The sequence below is a fragment of the Natronorubrum halobium genome, from assembly GCF_051351675.1.
Classification (GTDB): Archaea; Halobacteriota; Halobacteria; order Halobacteriales; family Natrialbaceae; genus Natronorubrum.
Genome location: NZ_CP195595.1, coordinates 326,400 through 343,309 on the forward strand (window position 1 = coordinate 326,400; position 16,910 = coordinate 343,309).

Sequence of the window (16,910 nt, forward strand, 5' to 3'; positions counted from 1 at the left end):
TGATCGTACGCATTTATCTAATGTTTCCGTTTCGTAGGTAATCCAACGAGGCGACGGCACGCCGGAGAGATTACCCGATCACGATGTAATCGGTATCGATGTCGATCCCCGTCTCGACCGACTGATTGTCTCCCGAGCTGCCGGCGGATTCACCGGTTCCAACTGAAGGGGAGTCACCGCCGCTGGAACTGCCCTCGCCGATATCGACATGGACATCACCGACCTCACCGACGCCGTCAGAGCCGCCGTGGCTCACGTCAGTTTCGTCACCGCCACCGGGCATGATCGTGATGCTCGGTGTGTTGGGGTTGACGCCTGCGCGTTCGACTTCGACGTAGACGATCAGGTCGTTGAAGTTCGGGTCGTACGTTTGATCGGGGTACTCCTCGTAGGTGTCGATCGCGTCGTCCCAGAGCGCGTCGATACCCTCTTCGTCCGTCGACTCCGTGTTCTCGAAGAGGAACACGAACTCACCGGGGCCGAGGTCGAGTTCGTCGCCGCTGTCCGCGATCAGTCCCTGCTGCTCGAGCACTTCGGTCGCGCTCAGCTGTTGGTCGTTACCCGCTGGAAGGGCGGGAATCGTGTTGTTCTCGGCGCTCCGAACCCGGACGTTCTGCAAGTTCTCGCCCTGCGAGGCGTCGATCGGTCCGAATGCCTCGCCGCTCGGGGCATCGTTACACCACATGAAGTCTCGGTCAGTTGGTCCCGTATAGTGCGGAAGCGAACTCGGGTCAGTCGATTGGGCTTGACAGGTGGTATGCCGCGTGTTCCGCAGCGTGAGTTCGATCTCGTCTTCGACGGAGAAATTGTACGTATAACTGTCGTCACTTTTGTCCTGCCACGTCGGGCCGGTATTGATGTTGTCCCCACCGGCTGGATTTTCGAAGGAGTGTACCTCCTCCTCGTCTGCCAGTACGTCCAACGTCATCGGGGCCAGATTGTGGACCGATTGAGGGAACCAGCCAGACCACATTGTACCGTCACCGGACACTTGTGAGCCGAGGACTTCGACGGTTACTTCCGCGTCTTCGACTGCGCCCAGTCCAACTCGTCCGGGATCGATTCCGGCGTCAACATCGAATTCGACACTGTCCGTGCCATCATCCGTGTGAATTGTTGCCTCGTACGTCCCATCGATGAGGGTACTCTCGTTGAGTTTCAGTTCGATGGTTCCCGACTCGCCGAACGATCGCTCGACCGCCCTCTCGCCGAGATAGCCGTAGGGACTGTCACCCTCGAGTTTTTCCGGGAGGTCTCCCAGATACTCGAGTTCGAAGCCGACCTCCTGAGAGCCGGATTCGACGCCGAGATTCGTGATGTTCGACGTGACCGTGACGTACTCGTCGTCGTGCGTCGCGTTCGTCTCCGACGCATCGAAGTGTGTGCCAGATTTGCCGGCGTAGAACGAGCCGGGCGACGTCATCGCGTTGTCCTCGGTCGAGACGTTGTACTCGTACACCGAGCCGGCGTCGAAGTCGTCGGTCTCGAGTTCGAACTCAACCGTTTCGGACTCGTTCGACTCGAGCGTCACCGTTTCGGGGTCTGGTTCGCTACCAGCTTCGCCCGGAAGCACCAGCGTCACCTCCTGCGTCTCGGTGTCGTAGTTCGTGTTGGTGATCTTCGTCCCAATCTTGAACGTCGACTCCGTTACATCGACCCGCTGATCGCCGGTGTCTCCTGGGCCGTCGAGAACACCGTGATCCTCGACGATGACGAATCCGTCTCCCGCTTGGCCACCGTCGATTTTGAGGACCCCCGTCGCGTCGTCGTCTTCGGTCTCGATGGTAAACGAATAGTTCCCGCTCGGCCACGCGCTCTCGTTTATCGTCCACTCGACTGTCCCCTCAGCTCCGTAGTCGAGTTCGAGTTCTTGCTCAACGCCGTCGATGTTGGGGTGGTCGAACTCGAGCGAGATGTTTTGTGCGTCGTCCCCCGTCGCGTTCTCGACGCCCTGATTCCAGATGTCCGCGCTGATCGTCGTGTTTCCGTCGCCGTCAGGTGTCGTTTCGATGTCATCGTCGGTGACGTTGAAGTGCGTTCCTGGCTTTCCGAGGTAGAACTCGCCGGGAGTGTCGAGCGACTCGTCGTTGATGTCAAACGAATATTGATACTGATAGGTATGACCGGGTTTCAGCTCGTCTCGATACCCATTGTGGTTGATTTGAATATCTTTGCTACGTGTGCCAGACGGAAATGCGAAGTTTTGCGTCTCCTCAACTGACGTGCCAAGAATAGAGACAGTTGTGTTTGGTTGTGGGATTCGATCACCAGTATTATTCACCCGAATCGTGAAATCAAGATGATCGCCGACTTCAACACGTTGATCGTTGTCTCCAACTGTATTTCCAATCCCTCCGTCTTCCTCGATGAATAGGTCTGGGTCCTCGGAGGTCTCCCTGATTCCTTCAACCAGCGCTTCGACGGTCCCGGCGTCCGAGTCGTGCGAAATATCGACGTTCACGTTTGCGTCTTCGTCCGCCACGAGTGCATCCTCGAGATGTCGGTTCCATCCATCGTGATAAGCGCTCTCGATTCGGATCGCGACGTTCGCTCCGTCGGAGTTGCTGGCAGCCTCGGTGATCTCTGCGGCCAGTTCGTCGCTTCTGTCGTGGTCGGCTCGCGCGACCGGATTAGAACTCGACAGTTCGTCCTGGTCGAGGAGCATGATATTGAACTGGATGGACCCATTCTCCTGGGCGGACTCATTCTTGTAACTAATTCCGGGTTCCGAGACGATCCGCGTCTCCGAACCGGTGTACTCCCAGATGGCACCGCCCTGATGCGCGATCGTTCGGTCCTCGAGTTCGAACTCGAGGGCACCGAGTTCAGCGGAAGCGGTTCGGTCGTCATCGTCCCACGGGATATCGTCGGCCTCGGAGTCGTTGTACCAGACGAACTCGATCTGTCCCCCGTCGGTAACGTCGATCTGGCAGTCCGAAATATCGGTCGCCGGCATCGAACGCTGCTCGCCAGTTGCCGCGACCGTCGCGAGTTGGTGATCCGTCTCGTCCATACAAAGATGGGCTCGTTCGCGCTCGTTTTCCGATTCGAATGCATCGAGCATCGGCGAGCCGACCATCAACAACAGTGCTGCCCCTGCAATCACCATCCCAAAGAGGAGTATGAGACCCACAATGGGGCTTACCCCTCGAGAGCGACACCCCTTCTTTTTCCCACATTCACCAGCCATTATATCCCAATAGAATGTTGTCACTATAAATATATTCAGGAACGTTTAGAGGACGCCACTACTGGTTTGATACGCTCCCACAAACAGCTGGGGCCGAAGATGCTATCCCGTGGAGCAGAGGATGTATCCCAATCGTAAAACGCACACCACAAATGGAGTTGCGAACTCGAGTAGACGACTAACTACCCAGCTACCATCGGTTAAACTAGGCAAGGAGCCATAATTGTAGGTTGACGAGGAAACTATCTTAGCTATCTCGACGCCGTCAGCAGACGTTCAAGACAGTCTTGAAGCGGTGTATTGCTTGGCTTTCAGTCGTTCTGGCAACCTAATACAAAGTGGGTAGACTGTCTGGAGTGGAGTAAGGACCGCGTTCCGGATCCGCCCATCGTGGCGGCGGATATCGGCGCGGTTGTACGGAGACCATAACCATGAGAATGAATCGACGTAACGTGTTAGTCGGACTGGGTACGATTGTCGCAGGTGGCGGAGCTGCGCTCGGTACGGGCGCGTTCAGTAGTGTGGACGCAGATCGAACTATTGGTGTTCAGGTAGAAGATGATAGTAGTGCATATATTCAGTTTCGCACTGCAGACACTGCCTCAGGAACACTAGCGAATCAAGAATATGTGACCACTGAAAGTGGAACGAACGGAAATAGTATTATTAGATTTGATTTTGATGGCGCAGGTGGCGGTACCAACGGTGAAGGCCTTAATGAGGAAGCAGTCACCTCATTTGATGACTTGTTCGAAATCGGTAATGAAAGCGGCGAAGAGATAGAAATTGGATATGAGGTGGAGGGCACATCTGCAATCACGTTTTACGACCAAAGTGACAGTGATATAGATGGTGAAAGTATAGTGGATGAAGGTGATCTTATAGTTGGTATAGAAATCGACACAAGGGAATCAATCGGCGATGGGGAGACTTCTGTTACATTCACCGCTACCCCTACCCCTACCTAATCGAGACGGCACCATCGTTGGCTTAGTTTAATTCGGAAATGTGGTCTTCCAAAACGCTACTCATCGCTGCAATTGCCTGCTTTATTCTCGCGCTTGCAGTCCCAACAGTAGCGATCACGGTGGGTGAAGACACCGCAGCCGACGACGTCGTCCTCGAGCCAACGTCCCAATACGCCTCTCTTAACGAGAACGACGAACTTCAACTCGACCTCGAGGCGCTCAACGACCAAGCGATGACGACCTTTGACGATATCTTCACGATCACGGTCAACGACGACAGCGTTGAGCGGGTCTGGATCAGTAACGACATCGCTGGCCTCGAGTTCTACGATGGAACTGACCCAACGGCCGAAATCAGCGAATCGAATCCGCTCGAGCCATCAGCCGGCGATACGCCGAACGTCGGCGTCTCGGTCGACACGACCGAGAGCTACGAGGAGACGGAAACGTTCACGATCCACGTCCAGTACGAGGACGAAGACGAAGACCATCCCACGGGAATCGAACTCACCACCCTCGAGGTCGACCCGACCACACTCGAGACCGGCACGAACGTAACGGCGAACGCGACCTACGAGAACGTGGGCCGGACGACGAAAGAGACGACGGCGCGGCTCACCGTCAACGGCACCGTCGTCGATACCCAAACGCTCGAGATTCCACCCGGCGAGACGAAATCGGTCGTCTTCGAGCGCCGGATGCAGTGGCCCGGCACGTACAAGATCGGCGTCGACGGGGTCGCGAGCGAGTCGGTTACCGTCGAGGGGCCGCCGATCAACGTGCTCGAGGCCTCGATCACCGACACCGATCTCACGGCCGGCGACAGGGCGACCATCGAGGCGACGGTGTCGAACCCGACCGACCAGCGAGTCCAACGCACGCTCGAGTTGGCGGTCGACGGCATCGTCGTCGATACGAAGACGGTGCCGATCGCGCCGAACGGAGAGACGACGATCGCGTTCGAGCGCCAGTTCGACGACGCGGGGACGTACGATATCGCGGTCAGCGGCGTGGAGGCGGGGACGATCACCGTCGCGGAGCGAACGTCGATCGCGATCCAGAACCGCGAACTGTCGGCGGCGGCGACGGCCGCCCTCGCGCCGCCGATGGCGATGGGGTTCCTGTTTCTGGGCATCGCCGCGAACCGCCGGTGGGCGTTCGTTCCGATGCGGTAGCGAACCGCCGGACGGCGGTCCAATGGGTCCAGAAGCCGCCTCTCGGGGAGTTTAAGGTGTTCGATTCCCAAGTGAATCGGTAGTTGAATAGTCAGCATAGCATGATGTTCCCCGCAACCGCACGATGACGTCGGCCACACTCCTCAAACGAGGACTGGGATTGGTCGTCGCCGTCTGCATCGTCCTCCTGCTGGTCGGACAGCTGCTGGGACAACCGATCCTGCTCGGCTACGTCGCGACCGGAAGCATGGAGCCGACGATGGACGCCGGCGACGGCTTCGTCGCGATCCCGAGCATCGCGACTGGCGACGTCGAGGAAGGGGATATCGTCGTCTTCGAGGCCCGAGAGTTACACGACGGCGAGCTGACGACCCACCGCGTGGTCGGCGAGACCGACGAGGGGTACGTCACCAGAGGGGACGCCAACCCCTTCACCGATCAGGACGGCGGCGAACCACACGTCATGGACGGCCAGATCGTCGCCAAAGCCTGGCAGGTAAACGGCGAGGCCGTGACGATACCGTATCTCGGCACGGCGATCATGGGCGTCCAGGGCGTCGCGGAGTCTGCCTACGGAACGGTCGCGTCGGTTCTCGGGCTGACGGCGACGGCCGACTCGGAGGGGCTCGGCGCGATGCTGGTCGCCTTCGGTGTCGCCCTGCTCGGCTTCGGGACGCTCCTCGAGCGACTCGGACCCGGGCGACGCGAGACGCACCGCTCGCGCTCCCGCGAGAACGTCATCGCGTTCTGGACGGCGCTGGGGCTGATTTTGCTCGTGTTCGTCACGTTCGCGACCACGGCGATGGTCGTTCCCGCCGGCACCGCCGAGTACGAACTCGTGAGCACGGACTCGCCGACCGACGATCCGCAGGTGCTCGCCCCCGGAGAGACGGCGGAACTCACGCGGACCGTCGACAACGCGGGCTATCTCCCGATCGTGGCCGTCCACGAGGCCGAGAGTCGAAATATCGGCACGGATCCCGGCTCGCAGACGGTCGGGATACGCTCGAGCGGGGAGACGACGGTCTCGCTTACCGCACCCGAGGAGACCGGCGAGTACACGCGACACCTCGGAGAGTATCGGTACCTCGCCGTGCTCCCGCCGTCCGTGATTGTCTGGCTCCACGGGCTGCACCCGCTCGCGGCGATCGCCGCGGTCAACGGCGTCATCGTCGGTGGTACCGTCGCGATCGTGCTCGTGGTCTTCGGGTACAACGACTTGCGCGTTCGATCCGCGGGGTCGCACGTCTCGCTGTCGACTCGACTGAGACGGAGCGTTCGAAAGTGGTTGTGAGAGGGACTCGCACCTGGAATCGGCCGGTACCGTTATAATGAATTCCGTGGTCAGCCAGTATCGTTATAATGGTTGCCTCGCATGAATGTACGCATACGTGTCTTGAGACGGATCCCGTGGACGGATCGAAACGGGCACTGCGGGGAACGGGAACCAGCTGAACTGACTCCGGGGGAATCCAAACTGTGATCGACAATCCGCGTCTCGACCTGCTGTTCGCCGAATACGGTCGCCCGATCGCGATCGGGCTGGTCGTGATCGGCGCGCTCGCCCTCGTCGCGACCGGATGGGCCGTCGCGAACCCGTCGACGGCAACCGAGACGCAGTACGCCGACGAACGCGTCTCGAGCGACCTCCAGACGAGCGCCGTCGTCGTCCAGGACGGACCGCTCTGGAACGAAGGGGATCGACTCGAGAACAGCGAGGTCTACATGTTGAACGCCTCGCCCGTGCTGACGCTCGAGGCCGAGACCGACCTCCGAAACGAGAGCGACGGAACGCCGATCGACGACGCTGCGGTGAGCCACGAACTCGAGGTGCGATACGAGGCGTCCCGGAACGACCAATCGTTCTGGAACGAGAGTCACACCGTAATCGACGCTTCGCCGACGATCGAAGACGGCGTCGCGACGTCAGAGACGACCATCGACGTCGAATCCTACCGCGACCGCCAGCAGGAACTGGAGAGCGAACTGACCGGGGTCGGCGACGTCGATATGGCGTTCGTCCTCCGCGTCGAGTACGATACCGGAGCCGCTCGGGGGACCCAGCAGGAGTCGACGACGGTTCGCGTGACCGATACCGCCTACTGGCTCGAGGAACCGGTGTCCGCGTCCGAAACGCACACCCACCAGACGGGGACGAGAGAGACGACCGAGTCACGGAACCCGGCGATGATCGCCGGGCTCTCGCTGCTCGGCACGCTCTCGCTCGCCGGAGCCGCCTTCGTCGCGCGCCGCTCGCCGGTCGACGAGGCGGCCGCCCGGCGTGCGGTCCACGAACGGCGCTACGCCGAGTGGATCTCGCGCGGCTCGATTCCGATGTGGATCGGCGACTATCACGTCTCGCTCGACACCTTAGAGGACGTCGTCGACGTCGCGATCGACACGAACGAGCGCGTCGTTCACGACACGCAACGCGGCCTGTTCGCCGTCGTCAACGACGGCGTCGTCTACTACTACAGCGACCGCGGGCTCTGGGAAGAGACGGCCTGGCCGGAGATGGACCTGGAGGAGCAGCCGACGGTCGTCGACGGCGATCCGACGGTCTCGGCCGACGATCTGGAACTCGAGGGCAGCGAGGAGTTCGCCGATCCCGACGACGGGTTCGACGACGACGAGGACGTCTGGCAGAAACTCTGAGAACGCCGGCGACGAACCGCGTTCGACGACGGTGCGTCTCGCGGCGAATAAACGTACACCGCTCGAGGCGGTCCCGGAACTGATTTTTACACGCCACGGCGTCCGACTGCTAGCTGGCGTGACCAAAACGGGTATGTGAACAGTAATGAAAGAATGTACTGTATGGAAACGCCACTCACAGTCACCGGGTTCCTCGAGCAGGCGCGGACCTACTACGGGGACGAGGAGGCCATCGTCGGCGCGGACGGTGACCGATTCACGTACGCCGAGTTCGGGGACCGCGTCGATCGGTTTTCGGCCGCCCTGCAGGAGCGCGGGATCGAGAAGGGCGACCGGGTCGCGGTGCTCGACCCGAACACGCACTATCACCTCGAGGCGGCCTACGGCGCGATGCAACTCGGTGCGATCTTCACGCCGTTGAACTATCGGCTGGCGCCGGACGACTACGCGTACATCCTCTCCGACGCCGGCGTCGACGCGATCTACGCGGACTACGAGCACGCCGAGAAGATCGACGCGATCCGCGACGAGGTACCCACGGAGACGTACGTGACGAACGATTCGGACGCGGCGGAGGGTCAGTGGGAGGAGTTCGACGACCTCCTCGAGGACGCCGGCACCGACTTCGACGCGCCCGAGATGAGCGAGGACGAGGTCATCACGATCAACTACACCTCGGGGACGACGGGCGATCCGAAGGGCGTCTGCCGGACTCACCGTACCGAGACCATCCACGCCTACCTGATCTCGGTCTACCACGAGATCACCGACGACGACGTCTATCTCTGGACGCTGCCGATGTTCCACGTCAACGGCTGGGGTCACATCTACGCGGTGACCGGGATGGGCGCGACCCACGTCTGTACGCGCGGCGTCAACCCCGACGAGGTCGTCGAGGCCATCACCGAGGAAGACGTCTCGATCCTCTGTGCTGCCCCGGCGGTGCTCAACCAGTTGATCGACTACTACGAGACGGAGGGCGAACCCGAGATGATGGGCGCGAAGAGGGTTCGAGCGACGACAGCCGGCAGCGCGCCGCCGGAGGCGACCATCCGCGCCGTCGAGGAGGAGTTCGGCTGGTACCTGAAACACCTCTACGGCGCGACCGAGACCGGACCGCTGATCACCATCTCCGACGCCAAACGGCTCATGACCGACGAAAACCGGTACGAACTCAAGAAACGCCAGGGGATGGGAATTCTCGGCACCGACGTTCGGGTCGTCGACGAGGACGGGAACGACGTTCCGCAAGACGACGCGACGCTCGGCGAGATCGTCGTCAGGGGCAACCAGGTGATGGATCGCTACTGGAACAAGCCCGAAGAGACCGAAGAGGCGTTCAACGACCGCGTCGAGGGCTACTACCACACCGGTGACCTCGCGTCGGTCGACGAGAACGGCATGATCGCCATCCGGGACCGCAAGAAGGACATCATCATCTCCGGCGGCGAGAACATCTCGAGCATCGAACTCGAGGACACGCTGTTCGACCACGACGCGGTCGCTGACGCGGCGGTGATTCCGGCACCCAGCGAGGAGTGGGGTGAGACGCCGAAGGCGTTCGTCGTGCCGTCGAACGGCGATCCGGACGACCCGCCGGTTTCGGCCGACGAACTGACGGCGTTCACCCGCGACCGCCTCGCGGGGTACAAGGTCGTTCGCCGGATCGAGTACGTCGATGAACTGCCAAAAACGGCGACCGGCAAGACCCAGAAGTACGAACTGCGCCAGGAGGAGTGGGACGACGAGGATCGAATGATCGGCGAGGGATGACACAGGCAGTCGCGACTCCAGCAATCTTCGCCAGAACCTGACTATCCAGTCAAATACCGATTTCGAGACGTACAAGCCGTCGTTGGTTACTTTACTTCCTAAAATTTGTTGTAATCTTTCATGATATCCACGGCTCGTAAGGCTCAACTTTTATGCTGCTGGGAGCTTTCGATTCGTAGTATGGCAGAGACCGACGGGGAGGACATCGAAGATTTGCCACCGAGTGCCAAACTCGTTTTCAAGGTGCTCGAGTACGATGGGCCGTTGACCCAGAAACAGATCGTCGAGGAGTCGATGCTGTCGGCCCGGACGGTCCGATACGCACTCGAACGCCTGGAGGAGATCGGGATCGTCGACGAGGATATCTACTTTGCGGACGCTCGTCAGAGTCTCTATCGAATCGAGGAGCCGGTCGCGGCCGACGGCAACGGTGTCGAGGAGTCACCGAAGAAAGACGCCTGCTGTGCCGAATGACGGCGCACAAACGGTAGGATTATTTTGACGGCGTAACCGTCCCCTGCATGGACAAGGAGACGCTCCCACGATGGGGCTGGCTGCTGCTCGGCCTGTTCGCGATGGCGATCGTCGCGAACACGCTCAACATCGTCGTGCTCAGGCCGGCTGGACTACCCGACGAGTATCAGGTGATCACGGTGATCACCTCGATGGCGCCGGTGTTGATCTACATCGGTATCTGGTACGACGAAGAGCGCCAACAGTACTGGGATCGCTCACGGGAGCACATCGCGGGCGATCTGGTGTTCGTCGTGACGGGCGCCGCGATCGGGTCGGCGATCGTCCTCGTCCCGATCGTCGATCTTGGACTCCCGCGTATCGTGCAGGATGTCGTCGCGATGGCGGCCGGGTTCATGCTCTCGTGGGGGCTGTTCTGGTGGCGCAACACGGAGTTGTACAGGAGCGTCTGACGCGACCGAAAACTCGATCGACCGGCGGATTCGCCGCCGTTTGCGTCTCGATCACCGAGAGGGCATGTTTCGACACACCTCACGTCGGTACTAGGACGTCCTCTCGTCGCGTCACACGCTCGATACGGGCGAGTGGGACGGCAGTCGCTTGGAGGGCGGTACTCCGAAACGGAACTGGCTATCAGTCAGGGACCAGCGGTTCGGCCGCCGATTCCCGGCGTCGGTGGCGTGGCCCGTTTGTGCTGCGTTTCGGCACACAGCCACGCGATCGAGCGGGCCGTCTCGCGATCGATTCCGAGCACGTCCGCCGCGTCGCCGATCGGTTCGTCCATATCGACGAGGCGCTGTAAGAGCGGGTCGATAACGTCGTACGACGCGCCGAGTTCGTCGGCGTCGGTCTGGTCCGCCCAGAACCCGGCCGTCGGCTCCTTGCTGACGATGCGTTTCGGAATGCCGATGCGCTTCGCGAGCGCGCGCACTTCCGTCTTGTAGAGGTCGCCGATCGGATACGTATCGGCCGCACCGTCGCCGTACTTGGTGAAGTAGCCGAGCAACCACTCGGAACGGTTCGCGGTCCCTAGGACGAGTCGGCACTGGCGGTTCGCCGCGTAGTACACACAGATCATCCGCAGGCGCGCGACGACGTTGCCGGTCGCGTGGTTTCGCTCGTAGGGCCGGTCGTCCGCCTCGTGGGACTCGAGCGAATCCACGACCGTGTCCTCGAACGCCTCGAGGATCGGTCGCAACTGAATCGCCTCGAATTCGATTCCCAGCCCCTCCGCGATGGTCCGGGCCTCGCTGACGCCGGTCTGTTCGGTCTTGTGACAGGGGAGCCCGAGTCCGAGGACTCGATCGCTACCCAGCGCTTCGACGGCCAGCGCCGCCGTCACGGTCGAGTCGATCCCGCCGCTCATCGCGACGACGACGCCCTCGGCGCTCGCGTCCTCGACGGTCGATCGAATGTCGCTCACGATCCGCGAGCGCACGGCCTCGAGTCCCGGCCGGTCCGTGATGAACGACCTGTCCGACTGTCCGACGCCCGAATACGCGACCGTCTTCCTATCTGCTCCCATAGAGGTCAAACACCATGTTGTATTACACTCAGTTCGACATTTGTCTCGTATAAATGCTTAATCCTTAAACAGCTAGTAGTTGTATCTCATATCGGCTGACGGTCGACCACCTTCGTACGTGTTTCGTGCTAGTACCCGCCATTCTACCGTGGGAGATAGTACCACAGTACACGCGCCGTCGGGATCTGCGCTTCTCGCGGCCGCTACGACCGTCGTTCGTTACCCCCGCGCAGAAATCTCCTCGGCGAGAGCGGTGCTCTCGCTGATCCTTTGCTCACGTCGTTCACAAAGACGCCAAAAAAACCGTTCACTCACTTTGTTCGTTCACGGCTCACCCCTTACGACGGCACGACCGTCACCGGGTCCTTCCGGTCGACCGCCTGCTCCAACTCGTCGGCGATCGCGCTCCCTCGAGACACCTGAATCTCCCCGCCACGACTGACCGTCGCGGTGAACAGGTAGTCGCCGCCGGCCTGTACCTCGACGGTCTCGCCGTGGTTGCCGTCGACCGGGATGACGATGTGTCGGGACGTGATCTCGGGCGTGACCATCTGGCCGGCGGCCTGTCCGCCGCCGCCACTCCCGCCGTCAGCGCTGGCGCTGCCGCCACCGCCGCCGGCGCCGTAGTTGGGGTTCTCGTCGTGCGTGCGGACGTCGATATCGATCCCGAGACGGTTCTCGACGTCGGTAATTCGACCGCCGCCCTTGCCGATGACCGTCGAGATGTCGTCGTCTTCGACGTAGACGACGGCCTTGTCCTGACTCTTGAGTTCGACGTCGACGTAGCCGCGGGCGATCGAGCGGATCTCTCGTTCGATCTCCTGCTTGGCGATCCGATCGACGCCGGACTCGTTCGCGGGGCCGCCGTCCTCGTCTTTGAGCGGGACGGTGACGACCTGGCGGTTGAAGGTGTAAATCTCGTACTCGGGCTCGCCGGTCTGGAAGTTCGTGATCTGGATGACCGGCCGAGCGAGGTCCTCCTCCGTGAGTCCGGCGGGCACCTTGACCTCCGTTCGCACGTCGTAGACGGTGTGGACCTCACCGGCTTCGATGTAGACGACGGTGTCGACGACCTGCGGAATCATCCCGAGTTCGACCCGGCCGACGAGTCGCTGGAGCGCGTCGATCGCTCGCGTCGCGTGGACGACGCCGATCATCCCGACGCCGGCCAGTCGCATGTCCGCGAAGACCTCGAAGTCGTTGGTCTTGCGGACCTCGTCGTAGATGGTGTAGTCGGGCCGAACCATCAGGAGGGCGTCGGCCGTGTTGGCCATGTCGCCCGCCAGTTCGGTGTACTGGGTGATCTCGGGGCCGACCTGCAGGTCCCGCGGCTTCTCCATCGTCTTGACCGAGTAGTCGTGATCCGAGATGTAGCGCGCGACCGCCTGCGCGAACGTCGACTTCCCGGCACCCGGGGCGCCCGAAATCAGGACGCCGCGCTGGTGCTCGAGCAGCCGCTCTTTCAACTCGTCAGCGTGCTCGTAGTCCTCGATGTCCGTCTGGGCGATCGGGCGGACGGCCGTGATCTCGATACCGTCCGAGAACGGCGGTCGACCGATGGCGATCCGGTAATCCCGGAACTGGACGATCTTCATGCCCGGTTCCGAGAGTTCGATGAAGCCCTCGGGCGCCTCCTTGGCGCCGTCCACGACTTCGCGGGCGTACTCGTCTATCGTCGCCTCGTCGAGGGGTTCGTCGGCGATCGGCTCGTAGCGCATCTCGCCGAGCGTGCCCCGTTTGGCCTTCGGCACGGCACCCGTCCTGAGGTGGACGCTCATCGTCTGGTCGTCGAAGTAGTTCTCGACGGTGAGCTTGCCGACCTCGCGGACCTCGGGAGAGACGTGCTCGACCGCGAGCCCCTTGGCCTCGGCGACTTCGGCCTGAACGATGTCGCTGGTGAGGAAGGTCGCGTCGAGATCCTCGGCCAGATCGCGGATCAGGGCGTCGATCTCGCCCTCGGAGGCGTGACCGCGCTCGATGGCGTTGGGGCGCTCCCCGACGTACTCGAGATCGATGACGCCCTCGTCGGCGAGATCGGCGAGGCGCTGGAGTTCCTCCAGGCCGTCCCAGCCGCTGTCGATCCCGTCGTTTGCCTGCGCCTCGAGTTCCGCGACGACGGCTTCCGGCACCGAAATCGTCGCTCCCTCGAACTGCCCGTCTTCGATCGTCGCCGAGACGCGGCCGTCGATGACCACGCTCGTATCCGGCACGACGTGCATACGATAACTGGTCGACGGACACGTATAAGCGTGTTCCACCGCCGGAACCGGCGTCGGCGCTCGAGTCGGCCGTATCGATTCCGAGCTGCGCCGCGGCCACCGTCGACGGTCGAAACTACCACGATAGGTAACTAATGGGACCTCGATTGGCGCCCTCCATCTGGGCCGCGGCGGTATCGGGTTCGTCGCCGTCCTCGGCGTCGGTACCATTCTCGGCGTCACCACCCCCAGTATCGTCGCCCTCGTCGGTTCCGCCGTCTTCGGCGCCGTCGGCTTCGTCGGCGTCGTCACCCGCCTCTGCGTCGATATCTTGCCGTCCGGCCTCCGCCCCCTCCCGTTGCATCGCGGTCGTCGCGACGATGGAGGCGACGTCGGCGAACGGCTCGTCCGTCAGCGTCGGCTCGATCCGGTCGTCCTCCCGGAACTCCCGTTGTAACTCGAGCGTCGCGAGCAGCGACTCCCGGTCGAGGACGTTCTCCCCGCGGACGACGACCTGGACGGTCGTCGTATCGTCGTCCTCGCCGTAGTTGGCCTGGACGTACTCGAGTTTCTCGGCGGCTTCGCTGTCGGTCTCGAACTGATCGAGCGAGGAGGTCTGCTCGAGCGACGCGATTCCCGTCCCCATCACCAGCGTAAACACCAGCGCGACGGCGATGACGAGCCGTCCCTGCCGGGTAACTGCTCGGACGAACCGATCGGTGACCGACACGTCAGACGGCACCTCGGCTCGTCTCGAGTGCGTTCATGGCTGACCCCTAGGGACAATCCGTCCATACGTGTTACTATCCGAAGGTGACGGCGATTCGACCGGTGCAATCAACTTGCAGAGCCTCGAGGGAGGTGGTATGGACGTCGTCGATCTGACCCGCGACCTCGTCTCGCTCCCCAGTCACGAGGACGAGACGGCCGCGGGCGACTACATCGAAGAGTGGCTTCGAGACGAAACCGACGCCGACGTGACGCGGGACGACGTGGGCAACGTGATCGCCCGGACAGGGGTGGAGACGAGCGGTGGAGGGGAGACGGATTCGGAGACGCTCGCACTCGTCGGCCACCACGACGTCGTCGCGCCGGCGGCGTCCCAAGCGGACGCGGACGGCGCGTACGTCGTCGAGCAGCGAGACGGACGACTGTACGGTCGCGGCGCGGCGGATATGAAAGGCGCCGTCGCGGCGTCGATGCTCGCGTTTCGCGACGCGGCGAGTAGCGAGTCAAACGGTTCCGCGTCGGCGAACGAACTCGTCTTCGCGAGTTTCGTCGGCGAGGAGGTCGGCGGCGTCGGCGCGCGCCACGCCATCGACCGGGGCTTCGCACCCGAGTATGCGATCGTCGGGGAGGGATCGACCAACTACTCCAAGCCGGGCGTTACCGACGTCGTCGTCGCCCACAAGGGCCGCCGTGGAAGTACGATCACCGCTCGCGGAACGGCCGCCCACGCCAGCGAGGTCGACGCCGGCGAGAACGCCATCTACCGCGCGACCGACGCCGTGGACGTCGTTCGGGGCCTCGAGGTCCCGTCCGTCGACGTAGCGGGCGAGACACTCGAGGGGAGCCTCGTCGTCACCGAAATCGACGGCGGGACGGCGATGAACGTGATCCCCGAGCGCTGCGCCCTGACGATCGACGAGCGGACGGTGCCGGGCGAACGGGCCGCTCTCGAGCGCGTCGGGGATCGTGAGGGCGTGGAGTGGACCGTCGATCAGGACCTGCCGCCGATGCGGTGTGGCGACGTGGAGTTCGCGGAGCGAGTGCTCGAGGCGGCCGACGCCGCGCAAGCGGGGTCGCCGGAACTGGTGACGAAACCGCACGCGACCGACGCGGGGTGGCTCGCCGAGGCCGGCACGCAGTGCGTGATCTACGGCGCGTCGGAGCCGGGCGAGGCCCACACGAAAGACGAGAGCGTCTCGCTCGAGGTCTTAGCGCGGTGTCGGGAGACCTACCGACAGGTAGCGGACTCGTGGCTCGGGTAACGCTCAGTCCGCCTCGTCGGTCCGACACGTCGTGAGGACGGGGACCGGCGACGTACGGATCACTCGCTCCGTGAAGCTCCCGAGCAAGTGACGGTCGATTCCCGTCCGTCCGTGCGTTCCCATGACGACGAGATCGATCCCCTCCGCCTCGGCGTAGGCGACGACCTCTCGCGGCACCGATCCGATCTCGATGGCGGTCGTGACGTCGTCGGCCCCCGCTCGCTCGGCGCGCGCCGCCTCCTCGTCGAGAACCGTCTGCAGGTTCTCCTCGAGTTGCGCGGGAAGTCCCGCCGACTCCGCGTCGGGGATTTCGGGGAGTTCGTCCATGACAGACAGCAGGTGTACCGTCGCGCCGTGTCGACCGGCGACCGACGCGCCCAGTTCCACCGCCGCCTTCGCGTGAACGCTCCCGTCCGTCGGGATGAGGACGTTCGCGTACGGGTACGTCTGCGACGCGTCGTCGGCCGCTCGAACCGTCAGCACCGGTACCGGACTCCTGTTGACGACGTGGTCCGTGACGCTACCGAGGATGTACTCTCCCAGCCCGCGTCGACCGTGGACACCCATCACGACGAGATCGAACTCGACGGAAGAAGCGGCTGCGTCTTCCGAACCGTTCGACCGCTGGTCGGAGACGTTGCCGGTGATAAAGTCGACGACCACCTCCTTCGGGTTGCCCTGGACGACGTGCGTAGTGACGGACGCGCCGCGGTCCGCGGCCAGTTCGGCTGCGTCCGAGACGATCCCCTCGCCTTCCTGTTCGAGGGTGTCGACGACGTCGGTTCCGAGTCGCGTGAGACTCGGTTTCGACGTGTCCGCGACGAAGAGTACGTGAACGATTGCGTCTCGATCGACGGCGACGTCCAGCGCGTGTTCGAGGGCCGCCGTCGCGGAGTCGCTCCCGTCGGTCGGAACGAGAATGCGAGTGGACATGCGACGAGTTTCGAGGTGGACCCGCTTA

Annotated in this window: 13 protein-coding genes; 8 read left to right on the forward strand and 5 right to left on the reverse strand. The window is 62.5% G+C overall.

Annotated elements, in window-relative coordinates; translation table 11 throughout:
• Positions 1 to 70: 70 nt before the first annotated feature.
• Complete coding sequence (locus tag ACSFC7_RS01590) at positions 71 to 3,190, reverse strand: DUF7289 family protein (RefSeq protein WP_436346019.1); 3,120 nt, start codon at positions 3,188 to 3,190, stop codon at positions 71 to 73.
• 431 nt (positions 3,191 to 3,621) lie between these two features.
• On the opposite strand from ACSFC7_RS01590, the gene ACSFC7_RS01595 reads away from it, so the two are divergent.
• From ACSFC7_RS01595 to ACSFC7_RS01625, 7 genes are all read left to right on the forward strand, one after another.
• Positions 3,622 to 4,158 carry a hypothetical protein gene (locus tag ACSFC7_RS01595; RefSeq protein WP_436346020.1) on the forward strand — a complete coding sequence of 179 codons (537 nt, stop codon included), beginning with the start codon at positions 3,622 to 3,624 and terminating at the stop codon, positions 4,156 to 4,158.
• A 38-nt stretch (positions 4,159 to 4,196) separates the two neighbouring features.
• The gene (locus tag ACSFC7_RS01600; protein ID WP_436346021.1) at positions 4,197 to 5,333 is read left to right on the forward strand and encodes a CARDB domain-containing protein; all 1,137 of its coding nucleotides are present in this window, start codon (positions 4,197 to 4,199) and stop codon (positions 5,331 to 5,333) included.
• 124 nt (positions 5,334 to 5,457) lie between these two features.
• On the forward strand, positions 5,458 to 6,627 hold the full coding sequence (locus tag ACSFC7_RS01605; protein ID WP_436346022.1) for a signal peptidase I: 1,170 nt from the start codon (positions 5,458 to 5,460) through the stop codon (positions 6,625 to 6,627).
• A gap of 185 nt (positions 6,628 to 6,812) precedes the next feature.
• Positions 6,813 to 7,988: a DUF5305 domain-containing protein gene (locus tag ACSFC7_RS01610; RefSeq protein ID WP_436346023.1), complete on the forward strand. Its 1,176-nt coding sequence runs from the start codon at positions 6,813 to 6,815 to the stop codon at positions 7,986 to 7,988.
• A gap of 162 nt (positions 7,989 to 8,150) precedes the next feature.
• On the forward strand, positions 8,151 to 9,761 hold the full coding sequence (locus ACSFC7_RS01615; RefSeq protein ID WP_436346024.1) for a long-chain-fatty-acid--CoA ligase: 1,611 nt from the start codon (positions 8,151 to 8,153) through the stop codon (positions 9,759 to 9,761).
• Between the two features lie 180 nt (positions 9,762 to 9,941).
• Complete coding sequence (locus ACSFC7_RS01620; RefSeq protein WP_436346025.1) at positions 9,942 to 10,235, forward strand: winged helix-turn-helix transcriptional regulator; 294 nt, start codon at positions 9,942 to 9,944, stop codon at positions 10,233 to 10,235.
• Positions 10,236 to 10,282: 47 nt separating this feature from the next.
• Positions 10,283 to 10,687 (forward strand): hypothetical protein, encoded by a 405-nt coding sequence (locus tag ACSFC7_RS01625; RefSeq protein ID WP_436346026.1) that lies wholly within the window; start codon positions 10,283 to 10,285, stop codon positions 10,685 to 10,687.
• A 185-nt stretch (positions 10,688 to 10,872) separates the two neighbouring features.
• Here the strand turns inward: ACSFC7_RS01625 and ACSFC7_RS01630 are convergent, their stop codons facing one another.
• The 3 genes from ACSFC7_RS01630 to ACSFC7_RS01640 all read right to left on the reverse strand — a co-directional run bounded on the left by ACSFC7_RS01630 (position 10,873) and on the right by ACSFC7_RS01640 (position 14,700).
• Positions 10,873 to 11,760, reverse strand: coding sequence for an NAD+ synthase (locus ACSFC7_RS01630; protein ID WP_436346027.1), 888 nt, complete (start codon positions 11,758 to 11,760; stop codon positions 10,873 to 10,875).
• Between the two features lie 338 nt (positions 11,761 to 12,098).
• A complete protein-coding gene (locus ACSFC7_RS01635; RefSeq protein ID WP_436346028.1) occupies positions 12,099 to 13,979 on the reverse strand; it encodes a PINc/VapC family ATPase in 1,881 nt (626 codons plus the stop codon).
• A gap of 115 nt (positions 13,980 to 14,094) precedes the next feature.
• Positions 14,095 to 14,700, reverse strand: a complete 606-nt coding sequence (locus ACSFC7_RS01640; RefSeq protein WP_436346029.1) for a hypothetical protein — start codon at positions 14,698 to 14,700, stop codon at positions 14,095 to 14,097.
• Positions 14,701 to 14,824: 124 nt separating this feature from the next.
• Here ACSFC7_RS01640 and ACSFC7_RS01645 point away from each other — a divergent pair, with 124 nt between their 5' ends.
• A complete protein-coding gene (locus ACSFC7_RS01645; protein ID WP_436346030.1) occupies positions 14,825 to 15,949 on the forward strand; it encodes a M20 family metallopeptidase in 1,125 nt (374 codons plus the stop codon).
• Positions 15,950 to 15,952: 3 nt separating this feature from the next.
• Here ACSFC7_RS01645 and ACSFC7_RS01650 read toward each other — a convergent pair whose 3' ends face one another.
• Positions 15,953 to 16,882, reverse strand: coding sequence for a universal stress protein (locus tag ACSFC7_RS01650; RefSeq protein ID WP_436346031.1), 930 nt, complete (start codon positions 16,880 to 16,882; stop codon positions 15,953 to 15,955).
• Between the last annotated feature and the right edge of the window lie 28 nt (positions 16,883 to 16,910).